We start from the raw sequence: 20,576 nt of genomic DNA on the forward strand, positions 1-20,576 counted from the left end.
TTCCGGCATGAGACGGGAAACCCTCCCTGCGCTGCGCGCGCAGGCGGAATCGCCGGCGCTTGCGCGGCTCAGCGCTGCATCGGCAGCGTCAGGCCCTGCTCCCTGGCGCACTGCACGGCGATCTCGTAGCCGGCGTCCGCATGCCGCATCACGCCGGTGCCCGGATCGTTCCACAGCACGCGCGCGATGCGCTTGTCGGCGGCTTCGCTGCCGTCGCAGACGATGACCACGCCCGAGTGCTGCGAATAGCCCATGCCGACGCCGCCGCCGTGGTGCAGCGACACCCAGGTAGCGCCGCCGGCGACGTTGAGCATGGCGTTGAGCAGCGGCCAGTCGGAGACCGCATCGCTGCCGTCGCGCATCGCCTCGGTCTCGCGATTGGGCGAGGCGACGCTGCCCGAATCCAGGTGGTCGCGGCCGATCACCACCGGCGCCTTCAGCTCGCCCTTGCGCACCATCTCGTTGAAGGCCAGGCCGAGCTTGTGGCGCTGTCCCAGGCCGACCCAGCAGATGCGCGCCGGCAGTCCCTGGAAGCTGATGCGCTCGCGCGCCATGTCCAGCCAGTTGTGCAGGTGCTTGTCGTCCGGGATCAGCTCCTTGACCTTGGCGTCGGTCCTGTAGATGTCCTCGGGATCGCCGGAGAGCGCCACCCAGCGGAACGGCCCCACGCCGCGGCAGAACAGCGGGCGCACGTAGGCCGGCACGAAGCCGGGGAAGTCGAAGGCGTTGGCGCAGCCCTCGTCCTTGGCCATCTGGCGGATGTTGTTGCCGTAGTCGAAGGTCGGCACGCCCTGCTTCTGGAAGGCGAGCATCGCCTCCACGTGCACGCGCATCGACTTCTTCGCCGCATCGCGCACCCGCTCGGGATGCTGCTTCTGTCCGGTGAGCCACTGCTCCACCGTCCAGCCGATCGGCAGGTAGCCGTGCACCGGATCGTGCGCGCTGGTCTGGTCGGTGACCGCGTCCGGACGCACGCCGCGCTCGACCATCTGCGGCAGCAGTTCGGCGGCATTGCCGAGCAGCGCGATCGACTTCGCCACGCCGGCCTTGGTGTACTTCTCGATGCGGGCGAGCGCATCGTCGAGATCGTCGGCCTGCTCGTCGACGTAGCGGGTCTTGAGGCGGAAGTCGATGCGCGACTGCTGGCATTCGATATTGAGGCTGCAGGCGCCGGCCAGCGAGGCCGCCAGCGGCTGCGCGCCGCCCATGCCGCCCAGGCCCGCGGTGAGGATCCACTTGCCTGTCAGGTCGCCGCCGTAGTGCTGGCGCCCCATCTCGACGAAGGTCTCGTAGGTGCCCTGCACGATGCCCTGCGAGCCGATGTAGATCCAGGAGCCGGCCGTCATCTGGCCGTACATCATCAGGCCCTTGCGATCGAGTTCGTTGAAGTGCTCCCAGGTCGCCCAGGCCGGCACCAGGTTGGAATTGGCGATCAGCACGCGCGGCGCGTCCGCGTGCGAGGGAAAGACGCCGACCGGCTTGCCGGACTGCACCAGCAGGGTCTGGTCGTCCTCGAGCGTCTGCAGCGAGCGCAGGATGGCGTCGTAGCAATCCCAGTCGCGGGCCGCGCGGCCGATGCCGCCGTAGACCACCAGCTCCGCCGGATTCTCGGCCACCTCGGCATCCAGATTGTTCTGCAGCATGCGGAACGGGGCCTCGGTGAGCCAGCTCTTGCAGGTGAGCGTGGCGCCGCGCGGGGCGCGGATCTGGCGGGACGGATCGCTGCGGTTGCTCATGGACTCGTGTCTGCGGGGGACGTGAACCGCCAATTATGGGCGTCCGGCCCGCAGCCGCCAAACCGCCCGGCCGTGCCGCGGCCGCGGGGGAACTGAACGCATGTGATGGCTGTCGGTATTGCGGGGCCTTTTCCGGATTAGAGGGATCCGGAGTGCGCCCCCTGGCACCGGAGAGCCATATGCACCGTATCGGAAGACGCCTCGCCTGCTCCCTGTTCGTGCTCTTCGCGTGCCTGTGCGCGCTCGCGTCCGCCGCGCCCGCGCCGCAAGCCGACGCCGCGCGCCAGGCGCGCGTGGCCGCTTTCGCCCGGCTCTACGGCGTGGTGCGCTATTTCTATCCGGGCGATGCGGCCCAGGACATCGACTGGAACGGCTTCGCGATGCTCGGCGCGGCCGAGGCGCGCGCCGCGAAGGACGACGACGATCTGCGGGCGCGGCTGCGTGCGCTGTTCGATCCGCTCGGCCCCGGCATCGACATCGTCGGCGAGCGCGAGACCTTCCCGCCGGCGCCGACTGAAGCATCGCCGCCACTGGTCGCCTGGCGCTACAAGGGGTTTCCCTCCTCCGAAAGCCGCGCCTACGCCGGCGAGCGCACCGGACGCGCGGTGAGCAACGGCTACACCACGCTCGGCGCGAGCGTCGACGCGCGCGCGCTGCGCGGCAAGACCCTGCGGCTTCGCGCCGAGCTCAGGCCGCTGCAGGCATTGCACGCCAACCAGCTCGGGCTGTGGCTGGACATCGGCCGGCCGCAGGGAAAACCGGGAACGTTCGAGAATTCGGTGACCAACGCCAACACCGGCGATGCCTGGCAGGCGCACGAGGTGCTCGCGCGCGTCGACGAGGACGCCACCGGCGCGGGCTTCGGACTCATGATGCAGACCGGCGCGCCGGGCGTGTCGAGCGGCGGCCTCAGGCACCTGACGCTGGAAGTCGGCGACGGCAAGGGCGCCTGGCGCCCCGTCGAGACGCCATCGTTGCGCGAGGCGGCCGTCGACGGCGCGTCCGCGCAGGCGTGGTCGATCGCGGGCCCCTTGCGCGAGGGCGCCGGCGCTTCCTGGCAGGCCGACGACGGCGGTTACCTGCAGCTGCGCTACGCGCGCGACCCTTCCGGCACCACGCTCTTCGACGCTCCCGCCATCGCCGGAAAAACCGCGACGCTCGAATTGGGCGCGGGACTGAAGGCTCGCGTGGCGCTGACCCTCGCGGACGCGCAGGCGCGCGCCATGCCCGCACGCGCGCAGGCCCTGGCCGCGCTCAAGGCACGCCTGCCGAGCCTTCCGGTCGCCGACCGCGACATCCCGGCCGAGGCGCGCCAGGCCGACGTGATCGTGGCCTGGAGCGTGCTGCGGCACTTCTACCCTTATTGGGACGTGATCCCCGACGACTGGGACGCGCGCCTGGCGCCCGCGCTTGCCGAGGCGCGGACCGGCGCATCGCGCGAACTGCAGAGGCAGACGCTGCAACGCCTGATCGCCGCGCTGCAGGACGGACACGGCACCGTCTACGACGAGCGCGGCCCCAAGCGCGCCAGCCTTCCCGTCCGCTTCGCGCCGGTCGGCGACCGGTGGGTGGTGCTGGCCTCCTCGGTTCCCGACAAGGTCCGCGCCGGCGACGTGGTCGCCGCCGTGGACGGCGTGCCCGCCGCGCAGGAAAAGGCGCGCCTGGAAGCGCTCGCTTCGGCCCAGCCCTCGGCGCGTCCATGGAAGGCGCTGGCGCCGCTGACCTTCGGCACCCGGGGCACGGTGCGTACCCTGTCGCTGCAGCGGCAGGACGGATCGACGGTCGATGTCGCGCTCCCCTTCGAAGCGGAGACCTGGCCGGACCGGCCGCGGCCGGCGACGATCGCCGAACTTCGCCCCGGCGTCCTCTACGTGGATCTCTCGCGCCTGAAGCAGGCGCAGCTCGCCGACAACCTGGAGCGGCTGGCGCGGGCACGGGCGCTGGTCTTCGACATGCGCGACTATCCGAGCGAGGCGGCGTTCGACGTACTGCCGCATCTGCTGCAGGCGCCCGAGCAGGCGCGCTGGATGCATATTCCGCTGTATACCGGCCCATTCGGGGAGCGCGCGGGATACCGCGATTCGGGCTGGAACCTGCAGCCGCGTACGCCACGTCTTCGCGGCCGCGCCCTCTTCCTGGTCAACGGCAGCACCATCAGCTACGGCGAGTCGATCATGGGCTACGTGCGCGAGCTTGGGCTGGGCACCATCGTCGGCAGCACCACCTGCGGCGCCAACGGCAACGTCACCGATTTCGATACGCCTTCCGGCTTCAACGTGATGTTCACGGGCATGCGGGTCACCCGCCATGACGGCGTGGGCCGCTATCACGCGCTCGGCACGCCGCCGGACGTGGCCGCGGAACCGACGGTAGCGGGCATCCGCGCCGGGCGCGACGAGGTGCTGGAGGCGGCGCTGAAACTGCTGGATTGAGCTTCCGGACGCTTCGCGAAGCGAAACGCCAGGCAAAAAAACGCCCGGCATCGGCCGGGCGTCGGAGGTGCGGTCCGCGGAAGGATCAGCGGATCGAGGGATCCAGCTGGCGCAGCGCCGAGGCCACATCGGTGCGCCCGGTGCGGTCCAGGTCGTCCTGCGTATAGGAACGTCCGGCGGCATTGGCGCAGGCGCGCTCGGGCTTGCCCGCCTTGCGGGCCTTGGCGTTGGCGCCGGCGGCGATGCGCGAGCCGGTGCTCTTCAGGCAGTTGCGGTCGCTCGCGCGATCGCTGGCTTGCGTACCGATCGCGGTCGCGGTTTCGCTCGCGCCTTCGTCGTTGGCGGCCGGCGCCTGCGCGCAGGCGATGCCCGCGAAGCCGCCGATCAGGAGCAGGAGAAGCAGTCGTTTCATTGCGCACCTCGCATCGTGTGGAGGAAAGTCGCGGCGGGCCCCCGCCGCGTCCCCATGACGCTACGCCCGTCGCGCACAACGGCGGCTGAGCGGATTCGGTGCGCTCAGCCGCGCGGGCAGTCCGCCGGCAGCGCGGCCTTGAGCGCGGCCACCTCGGCGTCGGTGGCCGGCCTGGCCGCGTTGCCGCCACCGCCGTCGAACAGCACGTGCCAGGTGCCGTGGCCGTCACGTTTCCACGTGGAAATGAAGCGCCCGAGCCGGTAGCGCGGGTCCGCGCCCGGGCGGGCGTCCTCCAGCCAGTACGGCCCCATTGACAGCGCGGTGTCGGGATCGCCGCCGATCACCACCTGCTCCGGATACCAGCGCAGGCGCATGCCCTCGCCCCGGATTAGGGGTGCCCAGCCCTCGGCCACCGCGCGCGCGCCGCGCAGCGGCTGCGGGCCACCGATGAACACCGCGCCCGGGTGCAGATGCCCGGCGAACGCCGCCGCATCGTGATCGGCCACCGATCGCGCGAAGCTGCGCTCGCGTGCCCAGACCTCGCATTCGGCCGCGGACATCGCCGGCGGCGCGGGTCCGGACGCCTGCTTGCGCGACGCGTCGGCCGCGGGCACGCAGCGCCAGGGCGCGCCGGCCAGCAGCAGAACGGTCGCGAGCAGCGCGGCCGGACGCCATTTCCCATCCGTCTTCCTTCGCATGCGCCGGCTCCTCGACGGTTCGTCCCCACTGTCCTCGCGAAGCGGCGAGACGGCATGCGGCGGAAGTCATGGCACGGCGGCCGGCCATGTCTCTGGAACGACATCGGCAGCGTTTATCATGCCCGGATGAGATTCCTCTTTCGCCTGATCGCGACCCTCTGCCTGGTCGCGGCCTCGGTCTCGGCATGCATGACGACGCCGGCCGCCCCCGAGACGCCCGCCGCCGCCCGGCCCCCGGCGACCGCCGACACCCTCCTGCTCGTCTCCATCGACGCCTTCCGCATCGACTATCTGGCGCGCGGCATCACGCCCAACCTCGCCCGCATCGCCGCCGAGGGTGCGCGCGCACGCTGGATGAATCCCTCGTACCCGTCGCTGACCTTTCCCAACCACTACAGCATCGTCACCGGCCTGCGGCCGGACCACCACGGCATCGTCCACAACACGATGCTCGATACCGGGCTCGGCGGCTTCAGGCATGCCAACCGCGAGGCGGTGGGCGACGGCCGCTGGTGGAACGGCGGCGAACCGATCTGGGTGAGCGCCGAGAAGGCCGGCATCCGCAGCGCCACCATGTTCTGGCCGGGCAGCGAGGCGGAGATCGACGGCATCCGTCCGTCGCAATGGAGACTGTTCGACAAGGATTTCTCCGCCGGCGCGCGCGTGGACACGGTGCTGTCCTGGCTGGACCTGCCCGAGGCCGAACGCCCGCGCGTGATCACCCTGTATTTCGACAAGGTCGATGCCGTCTCGCACGAGCGCGGCCCGGACGCGCCGGAAACCGATGCCGCGATCCGCGAAATCGATGCCGCCATCGGCCGGCTGCTCGACGGCCTCGCCCGGCGCGGGCGCCTGGACCGCACCAACCTGATCGTCGTCTCCGACCACGGCATGGCCACGGTCGCGCCCGGGCATGCGATCGCGGTGGAGGACATGGTGACGCTGCAGGAAGCGGCCGTGATCTCGATCGGGCAGGTGATCGGGATCGCGCCCAATCCCGGTCACGAGCAAGCCGTCGCGGCCAAGCTGCTCGGCGCGCACGATCACTACGATTGCTGGCGCAAGGGCGAGCTGCCCGCTCGCTGGCACTTCGGCACGCATCCGCGCATCCCGCCGATCCTGTGCCAGATGCGCGAGGGCTGGGACGCAGTGCCACGCGAGATATTGACCAAACGGGCGAAGGAAGCGGCGACCCGGACGCGCGGCTCGCACGGCTACGACCCGGCGCTGCCGTCGATGCGGGCGCTGTTCCTGGCGCGCGGACCGGCGTTCAGGCGCGGCGTGGAGATCGCGCCGTTCGACAACGTCGACGTATACCCGCTGCTGGCCCGGCTGGCCGGTATCGCGCCGGCGCGCAACGATGGCGATCTCGCGCCGCTGCTGCCGGCGTTGCGGGAACACTGAGCTTATTGAGACAGGTCGCAATGAGGTGCCGATCGCCATCCATGGCGCAGCTTCATCGGCTCCGGACTGCCCGGCCCGGCCCTCCATGGCCGGGCGTTCGGAGTCGCAGCCGATGCCGATAGGGCATCGGTTGCGACTCCTCGCCCCCATGTCCGAATCCGGCGAGTCGGTGCCGCCGGCCGGTGCTAACCTGCCGCCATGACCTCTCCCGACCTCGTCGCGCTGCCACCGCCGCACGTCTGCGAACAGGCGCGCCTGAGCCGCGATCCGCGCTTCGACGGGCTGTTCTTCACCGCCGTGCTCAGCACCCGCATCTATTGCCGACCGGTGTGCCCGGCGCCGTGGGCCAAGCGCGTGACCTACTACCGTTCGGCCGCGGCCGCGGAAGCGGCCGGATTCCGGCCCTGCCTGCGCTGCCGTCCCGAACTCTCGCCTTCGGACGGCGCCTGGCGGCGCGGCGACGCGGCGCTGGCGCGCGCGCTGAAGCTCATCGACCAGGGCCTGCTGGCCGAGCAGCCGCTGTCCGTGCTCGCCGAACGGGTGAATCTGGGCGAACGCCAGCTGCGGCGCCTGTTCGTCGAGCGCCTGGGCGCGGCGCCGATCGGCGTGCACACCACGCGCCGGCTGCTGTTCGCCAAGCAATTGCTCAGCGAGACCCACCTGTCGATCACCGAGGTCGCGCTCGCCGCCGGCTTCGGCAGCCTGCGCAGGTTCAACGCCGCGTTCAAGGACGCCTATCGCATGGCGCCGCGCGATCTGCGCCGCAAGCCGGCGGCCTCGGTCGCCTCCGGCGACCAGACGCTGACGCTGCGCCTGGGCTATCGCCCGCCCTACGACTTCGCTTCCATGCTCGCCTTCCTGCGCGGCCGCGCCCTGCCCGGCGTGGAAACCGTGGACGAGCATGGCTATGCGCGCGCCATTCCCAGCGAAGGCCCGGGCGCGCCGCCCGGCTGGCTGCGCGTGAGCGCCTGGCCGGGACACGACGGCGAGGCCAGCCACGCGCTCAAGCTGGAACTGCCTGCGCCGCTGGCCTCGCGCCTGCTCGAGATCGTCAATCGCCTGCGGCGCATGTTCGACCTCGACGCCGATCCGCATGCGATCGGCGACGCGCTCTCCCGCGACCCGCGCCTGGCGCCGCTGCTGCGCGCGCGCCCCGGCCTGCGCCTGCCCAGCGGCTGGGACGGTTTCGAGATCGCGGTGCGCGCCATCCTCGGCCAGCAGGTCAGCGTGGCGGCGGCGCGCACCTTCGCGGCGCGTACCGCGCAACGCTTCGGCAGCGCACTGCCGGCCGAACACGCCGCGCACGGACTGACGCACCTGTTCCCGACGCCGGACGTCCTGGCCGAAGCCGACCTGACCGCGATCGGCCTGACGCGCACGCGCGCCGAGACGGTGCGCACGCTGGCGCGCGCGCTGCTCGATGGCCGCGTCGACTTCCGCGTCGACCGCACGCTGGAGGATTTCGTCGCGCGCTGGACCGCCCTGCCCGGCATCGGCCCCTGGACCGCGCACTACATCGCGATGCGCGCGCTCGGCCATCCCGATGCCTTCCCCGCGGAGGACCTGGTGCTGCAGAAGGCCGTGCCCACCGACGGCTCGCGCCTGAGCGCGCGCGCCCTGGGCGCGCGTGCCGAGGCCTGGCGCCCCTGGCGCGCCTACGCCGTCATCCAGCTGTGGCGCGACAGCATGCCGGTGCCCATCGCCGACGCGACGAAGACTGCGGTGAAGACCGGTGGCGAGGCCGCCAAGCCCGCGAAGAAGTCCAGGAAGGCCGCATGATCACCTACCGCCACGTCGACAGCCCGGTCGGGCCGCTGCTGCTGGCCAGCGCCGACGACGGTCTGCGCCTGATCGAATTCGAAGCGCCCTGGCATCCGGCCAAGCGCGATGCGCGCTGGCGCGAGGGCGACGACGCGGTGTTGCGCGAGACCCGCAGGCAGCTGGATGCGTACTTCGCCGGCAAGCGCCGCGATTTCGACCTGCCGCTGGCACCGCACGGCACGCCGTTCCAGATGCAGGTCTGGCGCACGCTCGCCGAGATCCCCTGGGGCGAGACCTGGAGCTATGCGCAGATGGCGCGCCGCATCGGCCAGCCGACCGCCACGCGCGCGGTCGGCGCCGCGAACGGCCGCAACCCGCTGCCGATCGTGCTGCCCTGCCACCGCGTCATCGGCAGCGACGGCTCGCTCACCGGCTTCGGCGGCGGACTGCCGACCAAGCGCTTCCTGCTGACGCTGGAAGGCGCGTTGCGCGCGGACGACCTGTTCGCCGCGGCGCACTGACGCCGCGCGCCCTCAGGCCATGAGCTTGCGCATCGCTGCGGCGTAGGCCAGCGCCACCGCCTCGCGGTCGCGATGGCGGCCGGCGGCGACCACGGGCATGCCCGCCACCGACACCTGGCGTACGGGATTGCGGTTGCCGGCGAACAGCCAGCGATCGACCACGTTCCCGGCGATCGCGCCGGCGAACTGCGGCGAGGCCGCGTCCAGCACGAGAACGTCGTCGGCGCCGGAGAACTCCGAGGCATTGGCTGCGGTGGCGACCACGCCGCGCAGCAGCGTCTCGCCCACGCTCGGCGAATCCTCGCGCACGGCGATGTTGCGGTGGCGTGTGACCAGGCGCTGGCCGTATTCGAGCCAGCGCAGCTCCTCCACCGGCGAGACCGAGATATGCGAATCCGAGCCGATGCCCCAGGCGCCGCCGGCGTCCAGGTAGTCGCGCAGCGGGAACAGGCCGTCGCCCAGATTCGCCTCCGTGGTCGGGCACAGCGCCACCGTGGCGCCGCTGCGCGCGATCCCCTGGACCTCGCCGGGGGTGAGATGGGTGGCGTGCACGAGGGTCCAGCGCGCGTCCACCTCGGCATTGTCCAGCAGCCATTCCACCGGCCGCGCGTCGCGCACGGCCAGGCAGTCCTGCACCTCGCCGATCTGCTCGGCGATGTGGATGTGCACGCGGCTCTGGCGCGGCAGCGCCGCCAGCACGTCGCGCATCGCATCGGCGGGCACCGCACGCAGGCTGTGCAGGGCGCAGCCGATCCGCAGCGTCGCGTCGCCTTCGATCCGCAGCGTCTCCAGCAGGCGCAGGTAGGCGTCCACGTCGTGCCCGAATCGCCGCTGGCGCTCGCCGAGCGGTCGGCCGTCGAAGCCGCCGCACATGTACAGCACCGGCAGCAAGGTCAGGCGGATGCCGGTATCGCGCGCAGCGCGGATCAGCGCCCGCGACATCGCCGCCGGATCGTCGTAGGCGCGCCCGTCCGGCGCATGGTGCAGGTAGTGGAATTCGCAGACCGTGGTATAGCCCGCCTCGAGCATCTCGACGTACAGCTGCGAGGCCACGGCGTACAGCGTGTCCGGATCGAAGCGCGCGGCGAAACGGTACATGGTCTCGCGCCAGGTCCAGAACGAGTCGGACGGGTTGGTCTGGCGCTCGGCCAATCCGGCCATCGCGCGCTGGAACGCATGCGAGTGCAGGTTGGCGATTCCCGGCAGGCACCAGCCCTCCGCCTGGGGCGCATCGATCCAGCCTGTGGGCGTCCAGCGCTGCGGCGTGGGCATGTGCGTTCCTGCGTTCCGGGAGCGAATGGATTAGGCTAACGCTTTCGCAGATCGCGCACACCCATGCTCGTCCCGTTCGAGGCCCCAGATCGCTCTCTCGCCGGCGTCCGCTTGCCATGGACGCCGCGATCATGACCGACGCGCGCCGGGACGGCCTGATCGTCAATGCGACCCTGATCACGCTCGACGCCGAGGCCGGCTACGGCCTGGTCGAGGACGGCGCCCTGGCCTGGCGCGAGGGCGTGCTCGCCTACGCGGGCCCGCGCGCGGGCCTGCCGGCCGACGCCGCCGGCGGGGACACGCCGACCGTCGATGCCGGCGGCGACTGCATCACGCCCGGGCTGGTCGATTGCCATACCCACGCGGTGTTCGCGGGCGACCGCGCCGGCGAATTCGAGCAGCGCCTGCAGGGCGCGGACTACGAACAGATCGCCCGCGCCGGCGGCGGCATCCTCTCCACCGTGCGGCATACCCGCGCCGCCGACGAGGACGCGCTACTGGCGCAGTCGCTGCCGCGCGCCCGCGCGCTGCGCGACGACGGCGTGACCACGCTGGAGATCAAGTCCGGCTACGGCCTGGACCTGGAGAACGAACGCAAGATGCTGCGCGCGGCGCGGCGGGTGGCGGACGCGCTCGGCATCGACGTGCGCTGCACCTTCCTCGGCGCGCACGCCCTGCCGGCCGAATACGCCGGACGCGCCGACGCCTACATCGACGCCGTGGTCGAATGGATGCCGAAGCTGCACGCCGAAGGCCTGGTCGATGCGGTGGACGGCTTCTGCGAGCGCATCGGCTTCGACCGCGAACAGACCCGGCGCGTGTTCGCCGCCGCGCGCGCGCTCGGCCTGCCGGTGAAGCTGCACGCCGACCAGCTCAGCGACGGCGGCGGCGCGGCGCTGGTCGCCGAGTTCGGCGGCCTGTCGGCCGACCACGTCGAATACACCTCCGAGGCGGGCGTCGCGGCGATGGCGCGCGCCGGCACGGTCGCCGTCCTGCTGCCGGGCGCGTTCCATGTCCTGCGCGAGACGCGACTGCCGCCGCTGAACGAATTCCGCGCCCAGGGCGTGCCGATGGCGGTGGCCACCGACTGCAATCCCGGCACCTCGCCGCTGCTGTCGCTGCGCCAGGCGATGCAGCTGGCCTGCGCGCATTTCCGCCTGACGCCGGAGGAAGCGCTGCGCGGCGCCACCGTGAACGCCGCGCGCGCGCTCGGCCTCGCCGACCGCGGCGTGCTGCGCCCCGGCCTGCGCGCCGACTTCGTGCGCTGGTGCGTTCGCCAGCCGGCCGAGCTGTGCTACTGGCTCGGCGGCGACCTTGCCGCCGGCGTATACGCCGACGGCCGCCTGTTGACCTCTTCTTGACCAGGAACCCCGCCATGTCCCGTGCGTCGCTGCTCGCTCCGCTGCTGCTGTTGCCGATCGCCGCCCTGGCCGCCGAAGACGCCGCGCGCGCGCTGGCGCGCGAGGCCGTGATCGTCGACACCCATGTCGACGCCCCCGGCATGCTGACCGAGCGCTGGATGGATCTCGGCGCCGACGCGCAGGGACGCGAGTTCGACTACCCGAAGGCGCGCGCCGGCGGGCTCGATGTCGCCTTCATGTCGATCTACACCTCGCCCGAGCAGGACGAGAAGGGCGAGGCCTGGCAGATCGCCAACGCCATGATCGATTCGGTCGAGGCCCTGGCCGAGCGCCATCCCGACAAGTTCGCGCTGCTGCGCTCGCCCGGCGACGTCGACAGGCTGCGCAAGGGCGATCGCGTGCTGCTGCCGCTGGGCATGGAGAACGGCGCGCCGATCGGCGACGACCTCGCCAACCTCAAGCTGTTCCACGACCGCGGCGTGCGCTACATCACCCTCGCCCACAGCGCCGCCAACCGCATCGCCGACTCCTCCTACGGCATCGAGCGCAAGTGGCACGGCCTGAGCCCGTTCGGCAAGCAGGTGGTGGCCGAGATGAACCGGCTCGGCATCATGGTCGACGTCTCGCACATCTCCGACGAGTCCGCGCGCGAGGCCATCGCGCTGAGCCGCGTGCCGGTGATCGCCAGCCACTCCGCGTTCCGCCACTTCACCCCGGATTTCGAGCGCAACATCAGCGACGAGCTGGCCAAGGCCGTGGCCGCCAAGGGCGGCGTGGTGCAGGTGCCCTTCGGCATCGCCTTCGTCAACCCGAAGGGCGCCGCCGACACCCAGGCGCATTTCCGCGCCATCAACGACCTCAACAAGCGCAATGCCGAGCTCAAGGCCGCCGGCAAGCCCGAAGAGGACCGCGAAGCGTTCGAGAAGGCCTGGTCGGATTCGCATCCGGCGCCGGCCACGAAGATCGACGCCGTCCTCGACCAGATCGACTACGGCGTCAAGCTGATCGGCGTCGACCACGTCGGCATCGGCTCGGATTTCGACGGCGTCAGCGGCGAGCTGCCCGACACCCTGCGCACGGTCGCCGACTATCCCAACCTGGTGGCCGGCCTGCAGTCGCGCGGCTATTCCGATGCCGACATCCGCAAGATCCTCGGCGGCAACCTGTTGCGGACGTGGACCGCCATCGAGGCGGGCGCCGAAAAGCCCTGACGCGGCCGGGGTCCGCGCGGCGTCAGCCGCCCGGCAGGTAGCTGGGGACTTTGGCTTTCAGCAACCTCACCAGGCCCTCGTCCATGTAGCCGTACTCGTCGGGAATCTCCAGGCAGATCACGCGTTTGCCGCCGAGGTGGGCGCGGAACCTCCTGGAAAGCTTGTCGCAATGCGCGCGCTCCATGACGAAGATCTGATCGGCCCAGCGCAGCAGCTCGGGCGTGAGCGGATTGTCGGCGTCGTGGTCGACCCCGGCCGAGGCGGTCTCCACGCCCGGCCAGTCGGCGAACACCTGCTCGGCCGTCGGGCTGCGCAGGCGATTGCGGCTGCAGACGAAAAGCACCTTGCGCAAGAGCAATCCCGATCCGGTCGATCTCGATCTCCATCCTGCCATCTACCGATGAAGGCCGGAAGCCTGCGCTTCATTCGCGCGTGCTGATCACCGCGCCGGCGCTGGCGCAGATCACCAGCGCGATGCCGCCGATCTGCTGCGGGCTCAGCGGCTCGTGCAGGAGCAGATAACCCGCGAGCGCGCCGATGCCGGGCTCGGCGCTCATCAGGATGCCGAAGGTCGCCGGCTGCAGGCTGCGCAGGGCCATCATTTCCAGCGCATAGGGCAGCAAGGGCGTGAGCACCGCCAGGCCGACCGTGCTCAGGGCGAGATCGGTCGGAAAACGCAGGCCGGTGTCGGACAGCCCGAAGGGCGTGGCGATCAGCGCCGCCGCCGCGAAGGACACCGCCAATCCGTCCAGGCCCTTGAACGCCTTGCCGATGTGCTTGCTCAGCAGGATGTAGGCGCCCCAGCCGGCGCCGGCGAGCAGGGCGAAGCCGAAGCCGGCGAGGTCGACGCTCCAGCCCTGGCGGTCGCGCACCAGCAGCAGCACGCCGGCGAAGGCCAGCAGCAGCCAGACCAGCCGCCAGCTGCGCGCGAAGCCCAGCGCGGCCACGCCGAGCGGGCCGAGGAACTCGATGGCCACCACCAGACCGAGCGGCACGCGCGTGATCGCCACGAAGAACGACAAGGTCATCGTGGCGATGGCGGTGCCCAGCGCCAGCGCCGCCAGGAGATCCTCGCGCCGGTAGCGGCGCAGGTTCGGACGCACGATCAGCCCGAGCAGCAGCGCCGCCCAGACCAGGCGCGCCCAGGTGGTGGCGAAGGAGCCGTGCGCATCCATGACCGGATGCGCCAGGGCGGCGCCCAGCTGCACCGACGTCATCGAGGCCACCGCCATGCACGCGGCCAGGCCCGAGCGCGTGGCGGGCGTCCCGGTCGCTGCAGCCTTGCCCTCGTCGTGCATCACTACCTCCAGGCCTGTCCAAAGGAACGCGATCCGCCCGGCACGGCCTTCCGGGCGAATCCCGCATCCCGTCACTGGTCGGGGATTTCCGGCTCCACCAGCTTGCCGAGCAGCACCAGCGATTCCTGCCAGCCCAGGTAGCAGAACTCGACCGGGATGGACTCGGGCACGTTCTCCTGCACGATGTCGATCTCGGTGCCGCAGGCCACCTGGCGGAGCGTGATGGTGGTGGTCATCTCGCCGGGCAGGTTGGGATCCTCGAAGCTGTCGGTGTAGCGGATGCGCTCGCCCGGCACCAGCTCCAGATACGTCCCGCCGAAGCTGTGGCCGTTGCCGGTGGTGAAATTGGTGAAGCTCATGCGGTGGACGCCCCCCACTTTCGCGTCGAGCTCGTGCACCTTGCAGGTGAAGCCGTTCGGCGGCAGCCACTTGGCCAGGGCGTCGGCGTCGAGGAAGGCGCGGTAGACCCGCTCCGGCGGCGCGGTCAGGACACGGTGGAGGCGGACGGTATGGTCGGCGGTCGTCATGGGATTTCCCGTTGGCGAGGAGGAGCCCTCTTGCCTGCGACGAAGCAGCCTGCCCGAAATCGACATCGGCCGCCGCGAATTTGCGGCGGTCCAGGCAGCGGATCCCGAGCCGGCCCCCGCAGCCCTCCCTGAAGGCGCCCCGCAGCGCCGCAGGCCGATGCGGCGGGCAGAAAAAAGCCCCGCTATGCGGGGCTTTCTCATGCGGCGCGGGGTCGGCGATGGCGCCTCACTCCTTGGCGGCCGCCTTCTTGGCCACGACCTTCTTGGCCGGCGCCTTGGTCACCGACTTCGTCGCGGCCTTCTTGGCGACGGGAGCCGAGGCCGTGCCCGCGACCTTCTTGGTCGCCTGGCTGCGGGCGTTGCCGTAGCTGGAGTTGTAGCGCTTGCCCTTGGCGGTCTTGCGGTCGCCCTTGCCCATGTTCGTGCTCCGAAGTTCGTGGATGACGTGCTGTCTGGTAACCCAGCATCTTACCACGCCCTCCCGTTCCCTCCGGCCTAGCCCCTACCTACTGGAGCAGAGCCCCCTTGGTAAGGGGGCGCCCCGAAGGGGCGGGGATCGGAAGGCAAAAGCCGGGGCCCAAAGTTTGCTACGCAAACTTTGGGATTGATGCCAATGCTGCGCATTGGCATCAATGCGCGCAACTCGCGTCATGCACATGCCCATGGTTCAGCCGCAGGTTGAGCAGGTGCGCCAGCCCGACCAGGGTGCCGCCGAAGGTCATCACCGCGGCGTGCAGCCCGACCGAGCCGCTGTGCCAGGGGTCGTAGAGCAGCCCTGCCCAGATGGCCGCCAGGCCGAGCAGCAGCAGGCCCAGCGCGCGGAACTTGCGATGGCGGCGATAGCCCCAGACCAGACTGAAGGCGCCCATCAGCGTGGCGAACAGCACGAAGCCGCGCTCGAAGCCGTCGCCGAACCACACCGACAGGCCCACCGAAGGGATCACCGCCAGGGCCAGGGGCAGCAGCGCGCAATGCAGGGCGCACAGCAGCGAGCCGGTGGCGCCGAGACGATCGAGCAATGCGTGCAGATAGGTCTTCATGGGGACGTGGAGCGTGACTTGTGGCAGGGGCCGTGTTCTTGTTTTGTTATGTTATAACATAAATAGCTTCTTGTCTCCCCCACCGGATCCCCGCCCTCCATGCCAACACTCCGCTTGCCGGCCCGCACCGCTCTCGCCATGGCCCTGGCCGCCGTCCTCACCCCCGCTTTCGCCGCGCCGGCGCCCCAGGAGGCCGAAGCGGCCCAGGCCGGGGCCAGCCAGCCGGCCTCGGACGAACATCATGTCAAAGACCTGGACCGGGTGATGGTCACCGCCCGGCCGATCCCGACCACCGCCGAGGACCTGGCGCTGCCGATCGAGGTGCTCGCCGGCGACCGCCTGGACGCGGCCAAGTCCAATTCCATCGGCGAGACGGTGGCCAAGCTCCCGGGCGTGCAGTCTTCCTATTTCGGCCCCGGCGTCGGCCGTCCGATCATCCGCGGCTTCGACGGCGCGCGCGTGCAGGTGCTCAGCGACGGCCTGTCCTCCGGCGACGTGTCCACCGTCAGCGTCGACCACGCGGTCACCATCGAACCCTTCCTCGCCAACCAGATCGAGGTGCTCAAGGGACCGGCCACCCTGCTCTACGGCAGCGGCGCGATCGGCGGCGCGGTGAACGTGGTCGACGGCCGCATCCCCGAGGCGCGCACCGAGCAGCCGCTGCAGGGCCGCGCCGAACTGCGCGCCGGCAGCGTCAACGACGAGAAGACCGGCATGCTGCGCCTGGACGGCACCGCCGGCAACCTGGTCTTCCATTTCGACGGCATGCACCGCGAAACCGGCGACTACGACATCCCGGGCTACGCCGAGAGCCGCCGGCACATGGCCGAGGAAGGCGAGACGCCCGACCCGGCCACGCGCGGCACGCTGGACAACAGCGCGGTGCGCACCACCAGCGGCGCGCTCGGCGTGACCTGGGTCGGCGACCGCGGCTTCCTCGGCGTCGGCTACAGCATGTTCAACACGCGCTACGGCGTGCCCGGCCACGAGCACGAACACGGCGACGACGACCACGGCCACGAGGGCGAGGAAGCCGAGGCCGGCCACGAGGAGGAAGGCGGCGTGCACATCGTCATGGACCAGCGCCGCAGCGAGGTACGCGGCGGGCTCGACGATCTGGGTCCCTTCGCCTCGCTGCGCGTGAAGCTGGCGCACACCGACTATACCCACACCGAGTACGAGGGCGAGGTGCCCGGCACGGTGTTCGACAACGACAGCACCGAGGGCCGCATCGAGCTCGCCCACAAGCCCTGGGCCGGGTGGAACGGCGCCTTCGGCCTGCAATGGGCGCAGCGCAAGTTCGACGCCGAGGGCGACGAGGCCTTCGTGCCCCCGTCCAAGTCGCGCGACGTCGGCCTGTTCTGGATCGGTGACCGCGAGTTCGGCCCGGTGAAGCTGGAGCTGGGCGCGCGCCACGACCGCAACCGCGTCGACGTCGACGATGCCGCCATCGCCATCGGTCGCGATGCGCGCGACCGCGACTTCGGCACCACCAGCCTGTCGGCGGCGGCGCGCTGGAACGTCGCCGAGGGCTTCCACGTCTCGCTCGGCCTCGACCGCGCGCAGCGCTCGCCCACCGCCGAGGAACTGTATTCGCAGGGCACGCACGTGGCCACCGGCAGCGTGGAGATCGGCGATGCGCAGCTCGACCGCGAAACCGCCGACCGCGCCGAGCTCGGCTTCCACTGGCACAGCGGGCCGTTCAAGCTCGGCGCGTCGATCTACCACGTGCGCTACAGCGACTTCATCTACCTGGCCGACACCGGCGTGGAGGAGCACGACGGCCCGCTGCGCGTGTGGACGCAGGGCGATGCCCGCTTCAACGGCGCCGAGGCGCAGATGGACTGGAACTTCGCCGACAACGACAGCGGCAGCTGGACCGTGCACGTATTCGGCGACATCGTGCGCGGCAAGCTCTCGGGCGGCGGCACGCGCACGCTCGAGGTGTCGGTGCCGCATGGCGACCACACCCACGACTACGGCATCGAGCTGGCGCGCAGCGGCAACCTGCCGCGGATGGCGCCGGCGCGCGTGGGCGGGGAACTGCGCTGGGAGCGCGGCCCGATACGCGCCTCGCTCGGCGCCGTGCGCTACGCCCAGGCCGATCGCGTCGCCGAGCACGAGGAAGAGACGCCCGGCTACACCCTGGTCGACGCGCACCTCGCCTGGCACCGGGACACCGCCGCCGGCAACGGCTGGGAGGTGTTCCTGGACGGCAGCAACCTGCTCGACAAGGAAGCGCGCGCGCATACCTCGTTCCTGAAAGACGTGGCGCCCCTGCCCGGGCGCGGCGTCAGCGGGGGCGTGCGCATCTTCTTCTAGTCGATCAACGGGCATTCCACGCCGCCCGGTGCGGGCGGCGTGGTTTCGCGACGCCGGGCCTACCTCCCCCAGCCCGGCGTGCATCACCACCACAGCCGATGCCGCTCGGGCATCGACTGGGCACGGAGCATCACCCGCGGCAGTTCCGGAACCGAATCTCTCGGCGGTTCCGGGACTGACCGCGGTTCTTGTTGACAAGATACGTGCATATACACTTATCATGCGGCACCCTTCCCCGGACCCAGGCGATGAGCGCTCCCGCCGCCAGCCATTGCACCTGCTTCCTGCTGCGGCGCACCGCGCGCCAGGTCTCGCAGTTCTACGATCGCGAGCTCGCTCCCCTGGGGCTGAGCCTGAACCAGTACTCGATCCTCAAGCGCGCCTCGCGCGCGCCGCGCGTGCTCGGCGAGTTCGCCGACGAGCTGGGCATGGACCGCACCACCCTCACCCGCAACCTGCGGCCGCTGTACGAGGCCGGCTGGCTGCGCGAGCGCCGCGCCGAGGACGACGGGCGCAAGCGCGTCATCGAGATCACGCCCGCCGGCCGCGCGCGCGTGGATGCGGCCCTGCCGCACTGGCGACGGGCGCAGAAGCGCGTGGAAACGCTGTACGGGCGCGCAGGCATCGAACGCCTGCACGGCGACCTGGACGCGCTGCGCGCGCGGCTGGCGGCGCTGGCGGAGCGCGAAGCATGAGCGGGCCCGCCGTCGCCGGCACGCGTGCCGCATCGAACGCGCAATGGGGCGTGCTGCTGGCCGCCAGCGCGATCCTGATGCTGACCATGGGCGCGCGCCAGACCACCGGACTGTTCGTCACCCCGATCCACCACAGCAGCGGTCTGGGCATCGCCACGATCAGCTTCGCGCTGGCGATCGGCCAGTTCGTCTGGGGCGCGGTGCAGCCGCTGTTCGGTGCCGTCGCCGACCGCCACGGCTCCGTGCGCGTGGTCTGGGCCGGCACGCTGCTGCTGGCGCTGGGCTTGGCGCTGACGCCGTTCCTGCAGTCGCAATGGGGACTGGTGCTCACCCTCGGCCTGCTCACGGCGGCGGGCGCGGGGGCCGGCAGTTTCTCGATCCTGATCGGCGCCACCGCCGCGCGCCTGGCGCCCGAGCGGCGCTCGTTCGCGGCCGGCCTGATCAATGCCGGCGGCTCGCTCGGGCAATTCGTGTTCGCGCCGCTGGTGCAGGCCGGCATCGCCGCCGCCGGATGGGCCACGACCATGTTCGGCCTGGCCGCCTCTTCCCTGCTCGCCCTGCCGCTGGCCTGGGCGCTGCGCCGCAAGCCGGCGCCCGCCGCCGCGCAGGCGCCGATCGACGCCGCGAACGGGCTGCCGCTGCGCGCGCAGCTGCGCGTGGCGTTGCGCGACCGCAGCTACTGGTGCCTCCACATCGGCTTCTTCACCTGCGGCGTGCACATCGCCTTCCTGGTCACGCACCTGCCGGGCGAGATCGCGCTGTGCGGGCTGCCGGCCAGCGTCTCGGCCTCGGCGATCGCGCTGATCGGCCTGTTCAACATCGCCGGCAGCCTGAGCATGGGCGTGCTCGGCCAGCGCTACCGGATGAAATGGCTGCTGGCGGCGATGTACGCCAGCCGCGCGGCGATGATCGCCTTGTATCTGGTCGCGCCGCCGACGCCGCTGACCTTCTACGTGTTCGCCGCCGCGCTCGGCTTCACCTGGCTGGCGACGGTGCCGCCCACCGCCGGGCTGGTCGGCAAGCTGTTCGGTGCGCGCCACCTGGGCACGCTGTTCGGACTCACGCTGTTCTCGCACCAGATCGGCGGTTTCTTCGGCGCCTGGCTCGGCGGGGTGGCGCTGGAAACCTTCGGCGACTACACCTGGATGTGGTACGCGGACATGGCGCTGGCGCTGCTGGCCGCGTTGGCCAACCTGCCGATTCGCGAGCAGTCGCCGCGCCTGCAGGCCGCGCCGGCCTGATGCGCCCGTCGCGGGGCGCGACGGTTGTAAGGAATCAGGCCGCGCAGCGCGCGCAGAGCCCGTGCACTTCCAGCGTCTGCGCCTGCGGGCGGAAACCGAGCGATTTCGCCCGCTCCTCCAGCTGCGCCACCACTTCCAGGTCCTCCAGTTCCACCGCCGAGTGGCAGTTGTCGCAGATCAGGAACGGCACCGAATGCTGCGCGGTGTTCGGATGATGGCAGGCGACGAAGGCGTTGACCGATTCGAGCTTGTGGATGAAGCCGTTGGCGAGCAGGAAATCCAGCGCCCGGTACACGGTGGGCGGCGCGGCCGCGCCGGCGCCCTCGCCGTCGAGGCTGTTGGCGCGGCTGATCTGTTCGAGCAGGTCGTAGGCCTTGATCGGCTGTCCGGCATCGGCCACCAGCCCCAGCACCCGCGCGCGGATCGGCGTCAGGCGCAGCCCGCGCTCGTGGCAGGCGCGCTCCACCGCCGCCACGAAGCCGTGGGCGTCGTGGACGTGGTGCCGGGGGTCTGTGCAGACGGACTTGACCATGTCCGGATGATGGCGGCGGCGGCGTCGGAACTCAAGTCGAGACCGCGCGCAAGGCCATGAAAACACGGCCGAAACGGCCGGGATCGCGACCGGCGCGATCCCGCGATCCGACG

19 protein-coding genes are annotated in these 20,576 nt (G+C 71.2%); 9 read left to right on the forward strand and 10 right to left on the reverse strand.

Annotation, left to right across the window (positions count from 1 at the left end; all coding sequences use genetic code 11):
• Positions 1-68: 68 nt before the first annotated feature.
• Complete coding sequence (gene hutU / locus MD221_RS05740) at positions 69-1,736, reverse strand: urocanate hydratase (RefSeq protein WP_242108452.1); 1,668 nt, start codon at positions 1,734-1,736, stop codon at positions 69-71.
• Positions 1,737-1,915: 179 nt separating this feature from the next.
• On the opposite strand from hutU, the gene MD221_RS05745 reads away from it, so the two are divergent.
• Positions 1,916-4,168, forward strand: a complete 2,253-nt coding sequence (locus MD221_RS05745) for a S41 family peptidase (protein WP_242108454.1) — start codon at positions 1,916-1,918, stop codon at positions 4,166-4,168.
• Between the two features lie 85 nt (positions 4,169-4,253).
• On the opposite strand, the gene MD221_RS05750 is transcribed toward MD221_RS05745, so the two are convergent.
• Both MD221_RS05750 and MD221_RS05755 read right to left on the reverse strand, forming a co-directional pair.
• Positions 4,254-4,580: a hypothetical protein gene (locus tag MD221_RS05750; protein ID WP_242108456.1), complete on the reverse strand. Its 327-nt coding sequence runs from the start codon at positions 4,578-4,580 to the stop codon at positions 4,254-4,256.
• 104 nt (positions 4,581-4,684) lie between these two features.
• Positions 4,685-5,278 carry a YybH family protein gene (locus tag MD221_RS05755; RefSeq protein WP_242108458.1) on the reverse strand — a complete coding sequence of 198 codons (594 nt, stop codon included), beginning with the start codon at positions 5,276-5,278 and terminating at the stop codon, positions 4,685-4,687.
• A gap of 126 nt (positions 5,279-5,404) precedes the next feature.
• Here MD221_RS05755 and MD221_RS05760 point away from each other — a divergent pair, with 126 nt between their 5' ends.
• The 3 genes from MD221_RS05760 (at position 5,405) to MD221_RS05770 (ending at position 8,964) form a co-directional block, all read left to right on the forward strand.
• The gene (locus tag MD221_RS05760; protein ID WP_425602207.1) at positions 5,405-6,682 is read left to right on the forward strand and encodes an alkaline phosphatase family protein; all 1,278 of its coding nucleotides are present in this window, start codon (positions 5,405-5,407) and stop codon (positions 6,680-6,682) included.
• Positions 6,683-6,880: 198 nt separating this feature from the next.
• Positions 6,881-8,461, forward strand: coding sequence for a DNA-3-methyladenine glycosylase 2 family protein (locus tag MD221_RS05765; RefSeq protein ID WP_242108459.1), 1,581 nt, complete (start codon positions 6,881-6,883; stop codon positions 8,459-8,461).
• Positions 8,458-8,964, forward strand: a complete 507-nt coding sequence (locus MD221_RS05770) for a methylated-DNA--[protein]-cysteine S-methyltransferase (protein ID WP_242108461.1) — start codon at positions 8,458-8,460, stop codon at positions 8,962-8,964. The genes MD221_RS05765 and MD221_RS05770 overlap by 4 nt, the downstream gene beginning before the upstream one ends.
• Before the next feature lie 12 nt (positions 8,965-8,976).
• Here MD221_RS05770 and MD221_RS05775 read toward each other — a convergent pair whose 3' ends face one another.
• Positions 8,977-10,236, reverse strand: a complete 1,260-nt coding sequence (locus MD221_RS05775; protein WP_242108464.1) for a formimidoylglutamate deiminase — start codon at positions 10,234-10,236, stop codon at positions 8,977-8,979.
• Positions 10,237-10,367: 131 nt separating this feature from the next.
• On the opposite strand from MD221_RS05775, the gene hutI reads away from it, so the two are divergent.
• Together hutI and MD221_RS05785 are read left to right on the forward strand one after the other, a co-directional pair.
• Entirely contained in the window at positions 10,368-11,597 is a 1,230-nt protein-coding gene (gene hutI / locus MD221_RS05780) for an imidazolonepropionase (RefSeq protein ID WP_242108605.1), read from the forward strand.
• Between the two features lie 14 nt (positions 11,598-11,611).
• Entirely contained in the window at positions 11,612-12,808 is a 1,197-nt protein-coding gene (locus MD221_RS05785) for a dipeptidase (protein ID WP_242108465.1), read from the forward strand.
• 22 nt (positions 12,809-12,830) lie between these two features.
• Here the strand turns inward: MD221_RS05785 and MD221_RS05790 are convergent, their stop codons facing one another.
• The 5 genes from MD221_RS05790 to MD221_RS05810 form a co-directional block, all read right to left on the reverse strand.
• Positions 12,831-13,202 (reverse strand): low molecular weight protein tyrosine phosphatase family protein, encoded by a 372-nt coding sequence (locus MD221_RS05790; protein ID WP_242108466.1) that lies wholly within the window; start codon positions 13,200-13,202, stop codon positions 12,831-12,833.
• A gap of 28 nt (positions 13,203-13,230) precedes the next feature.
• Positions 13,231-14,106, reverse strand: coding sequence for an EamA family transporter (locus tag MD221_RS05795; RefSeq protein ID WP_242108467.1), 876 nt, complete (start codon positions 14,104-14,106; stop codon positions 13,231-13,233).
• 71 nt (positions 14,107-14,177) lie between these two features.
• Positions 14,178-14,633 (reverse strand): SRPBCC family protein, encoded by a 456-nt coding sequence (locus tag MD221_RS05800; protein ID WP_242108468.1) that lies wholly within the window; start codon positions 14,631-14,633, stop codon positions 14,178-14,180.
• Positions 14,634-14,859: 226 nt separating this feature from the next.
• On the reverse strand, positions 14,860-15,051 hold the full coding sequence (locus MD221_RS05805; RefSeq protein ID WP_242108469.1) for a 30S ribosomal protein THX: 192 nt from the start codon (positions 15,049-15,051) through the stop codon (positions 14,860-14,862).
• 211 nt (positions 15,052-15,262) lie between these two features.
• Entirely contained in the window at positions 15,263-15,673 is a 411-nt protein-coding gene (locus MD221_RS05810) for a MerC domain-containing protein (RefSeq protein ID WP_242108470.1), read from the reverse strand.
• Positions 15,674-15,811: 138 nt separating this feature from the next.
• On the opposite strand from MD221_RS05810, the gene MD221_RS05815 reads away from it, so the two are divergent.
• From MD221_RS05815 to MD221_RS05825, 3 genes are all read left to right on the forward strand, one after another.
• Complete coding sequence (locus tag MD221_RS05815; protein WP_242108471.1) at positions 15,812-17,995, forward strand: TonB-dependent receptor; 2,184 nt, start codon at positions 15,812-15,814, stop codon at positions 17,993-17,995.
• A gap of 248 nt (positions 17,996-18,243) precedes the next feature.
• The gene (locus MD221_RS05820) at positions 18,244-18,690 is read left to right on the forward strand and encodes a MarR family winged helix-turn-helix transcriptional regulator (protein ID WP_242108473.1); all 447 of its coding nucleotides are present in this window, start codon (positions 18,244-18,246) and stop codon (positions 18,688-18,690) included.
• A complete protein-coding gene (locus MD221_RS05825; RefSeq protein WP_242108475.1) occupies positions 18,687-19,931 on the forward strand; it encodes an MFS transporter in 1,245 nt (414 codons plus the stop codon). Before MD221_RS05820 ends, MD221_RS05825 begins: the two co-directional genes overlap by 4 nt.
• 34 nt (positions 19,932-19,965) lie before the next feature.
• Here the strand turns inward: MD221_RS05825 and MD221_RS05830 are convergent, their stop codons facing one another.
• Entirely contained in the window at positions 19,966-20,463 is a 498-nt protein-coding gene (locus MD221_RS05830) for a Fur family transcriptional regulator (RefSeq protein ID WP_242108476.1), read from the reverse strand.
• Between the last annotated feature and the right edge of the window lie 113 nt (positions 20,464-20,576).

It is taken from the genome of Luteimonas aquatica (genome assembly GCF_022662575.1).
Taxonomy (GTDB): domain Bacteria; phylum Pseudomonadota; class Gammaproteobacteria; order Xanthomonadales; family Xanthomonadaceae; genus Luteimonas; species Luteimonas aquatica.

Bases quoted from the DNA above. Each gene is read 5' to 3' on its own strand.
- hutU (WP_242108452.1), bottom strand. From the start codon at position 1,736: ATGAGCAACCGCAGCGATCCGTCCCGCCAGATCCGCGCCCCGCGCGGC.
- MD221_RS05745 (WP_242108454.1), top strand. From the start codon at position 1,916: ATGCACCGTATCGGAAGACGCCTCGCCTGCTCCCTGTTCGTGCTCTTC.
- MD221_RS05750 (WP_242108456.1), bottom strand. From the start codon at position 4,580: ATGAAACGACTGCTTCTCCTGCTCCTGATCGGCGGCTTCGCGGGCATC.
- MD221_RS05755 (WP_242108458.1), bottom strand. From the start codon at position 5,278: ATGCGAAGGAAGACGGATGGGAAATGGCGTCCGGCCGCGCTGCTCGCG.
- MD221_RS05760 (WP_425602207.1), top strand. From the start codon at position 5,405: ATGAGATTCCTCTTTCGCCTGATCGCGACCCTCTGCCTGGTCGCGGCC.
- MD221_RS05765 (WP_242108459.1), top strand. From the start codon at position 6,881: ATGACCTCTCCCGACCTCGTCGCGCTGCCACCGCCGCACGTCTGCGAA.
- MD221_RS05770 (WP_242108461.1), top strand. From the start codon at position 8,458: ATGATCACCTACCGCCACGTCGACAGCCCGGTCGGGCCGCTGCTGCTG.
- MD221_RS05775 (WP_242108464.1), bottom strand. From the start codon at position 10,236: ATGCCCACGCCGCAGCGCTGGACGCCCACAGGCTGGATCGATGCGCCC.
- hutI (WP_242108605.1), top strand. From the start codon at position 10,368: ATGACCGACGCGCGCCGGGACGGCCTGATCGTCAATGCGACCCTGATC.
- MD221_RS05785 (WP_242108465.1), top strand. From the start codon at position 11,612: ATGTCCCGTGCGTCGCTGCTCGCTCCGCTGCTGCTGTTGCCGATCGCC.
- MD221_RS05790 (WP_242108466.1), bottom strand. From the start codon at position 13,202: ATGGCAGGATGGAGATCGAGATCGACCGGATCGGGATTGCTCTTGCGC.
- MD221_RS05795 (WP_242108467.1), bottom strand. From the start codon at position 14,106: ATGCACGACGAGGGCAAGGCTGCAGCGACCGGGACGCCCGCCACGCGC.
- MD221_RS05800 (WP_242108468.1), bottom strand. From the start codon at position 14,633: ATGACGACCGCCGACCATACCGTCCGCCTCCACCGTGTCCTGACCGCG.
- MD221_RS05805 (WP_242108469.1), bottom strand. From the start codon at position 15,051: ATGGGCAAGGGCGACCGCAAGACCGCCAAGGGCAAGCGCTACAACTCC.
- MD221_RS05810 (WP_242108470.1), bottom strand. From the start codon at position 15,673: ATGAAGACCTATCTGCACGCATTGCTCGATCGTCTCGGCGCCACCGGC.
- MD221_RS05815 (WP_242108471.1), top strand. From the start codon at position 15,812: ATGGCCCTGGCCGCCGTCCTCACCCCCGCTTTCGCCGCGCCGGCGCCC.
- MD221_RS05820 (WP_242108473.1), top strand. From the start codon at position 18,244: ATGAGCGCTCCCGCCGCCAGCCATTGCACCTGCTTCCTGCTGCGGCGC.
- MD221_RS05825 (WP_242108475.1), top strand. From the start codon at position 18,687: ATGAGCGGGCCCGCCGTCGCCGGCACGCGTGCCGCATCGAACGCGCAA.
- MD221_RS05830 (WP_242108476.1), bottom strand. From the start codon at position 20,463: ATGGTCAAGTCCGTCTGCACAGACCCCCGGCACCACGTCCACGACGCC.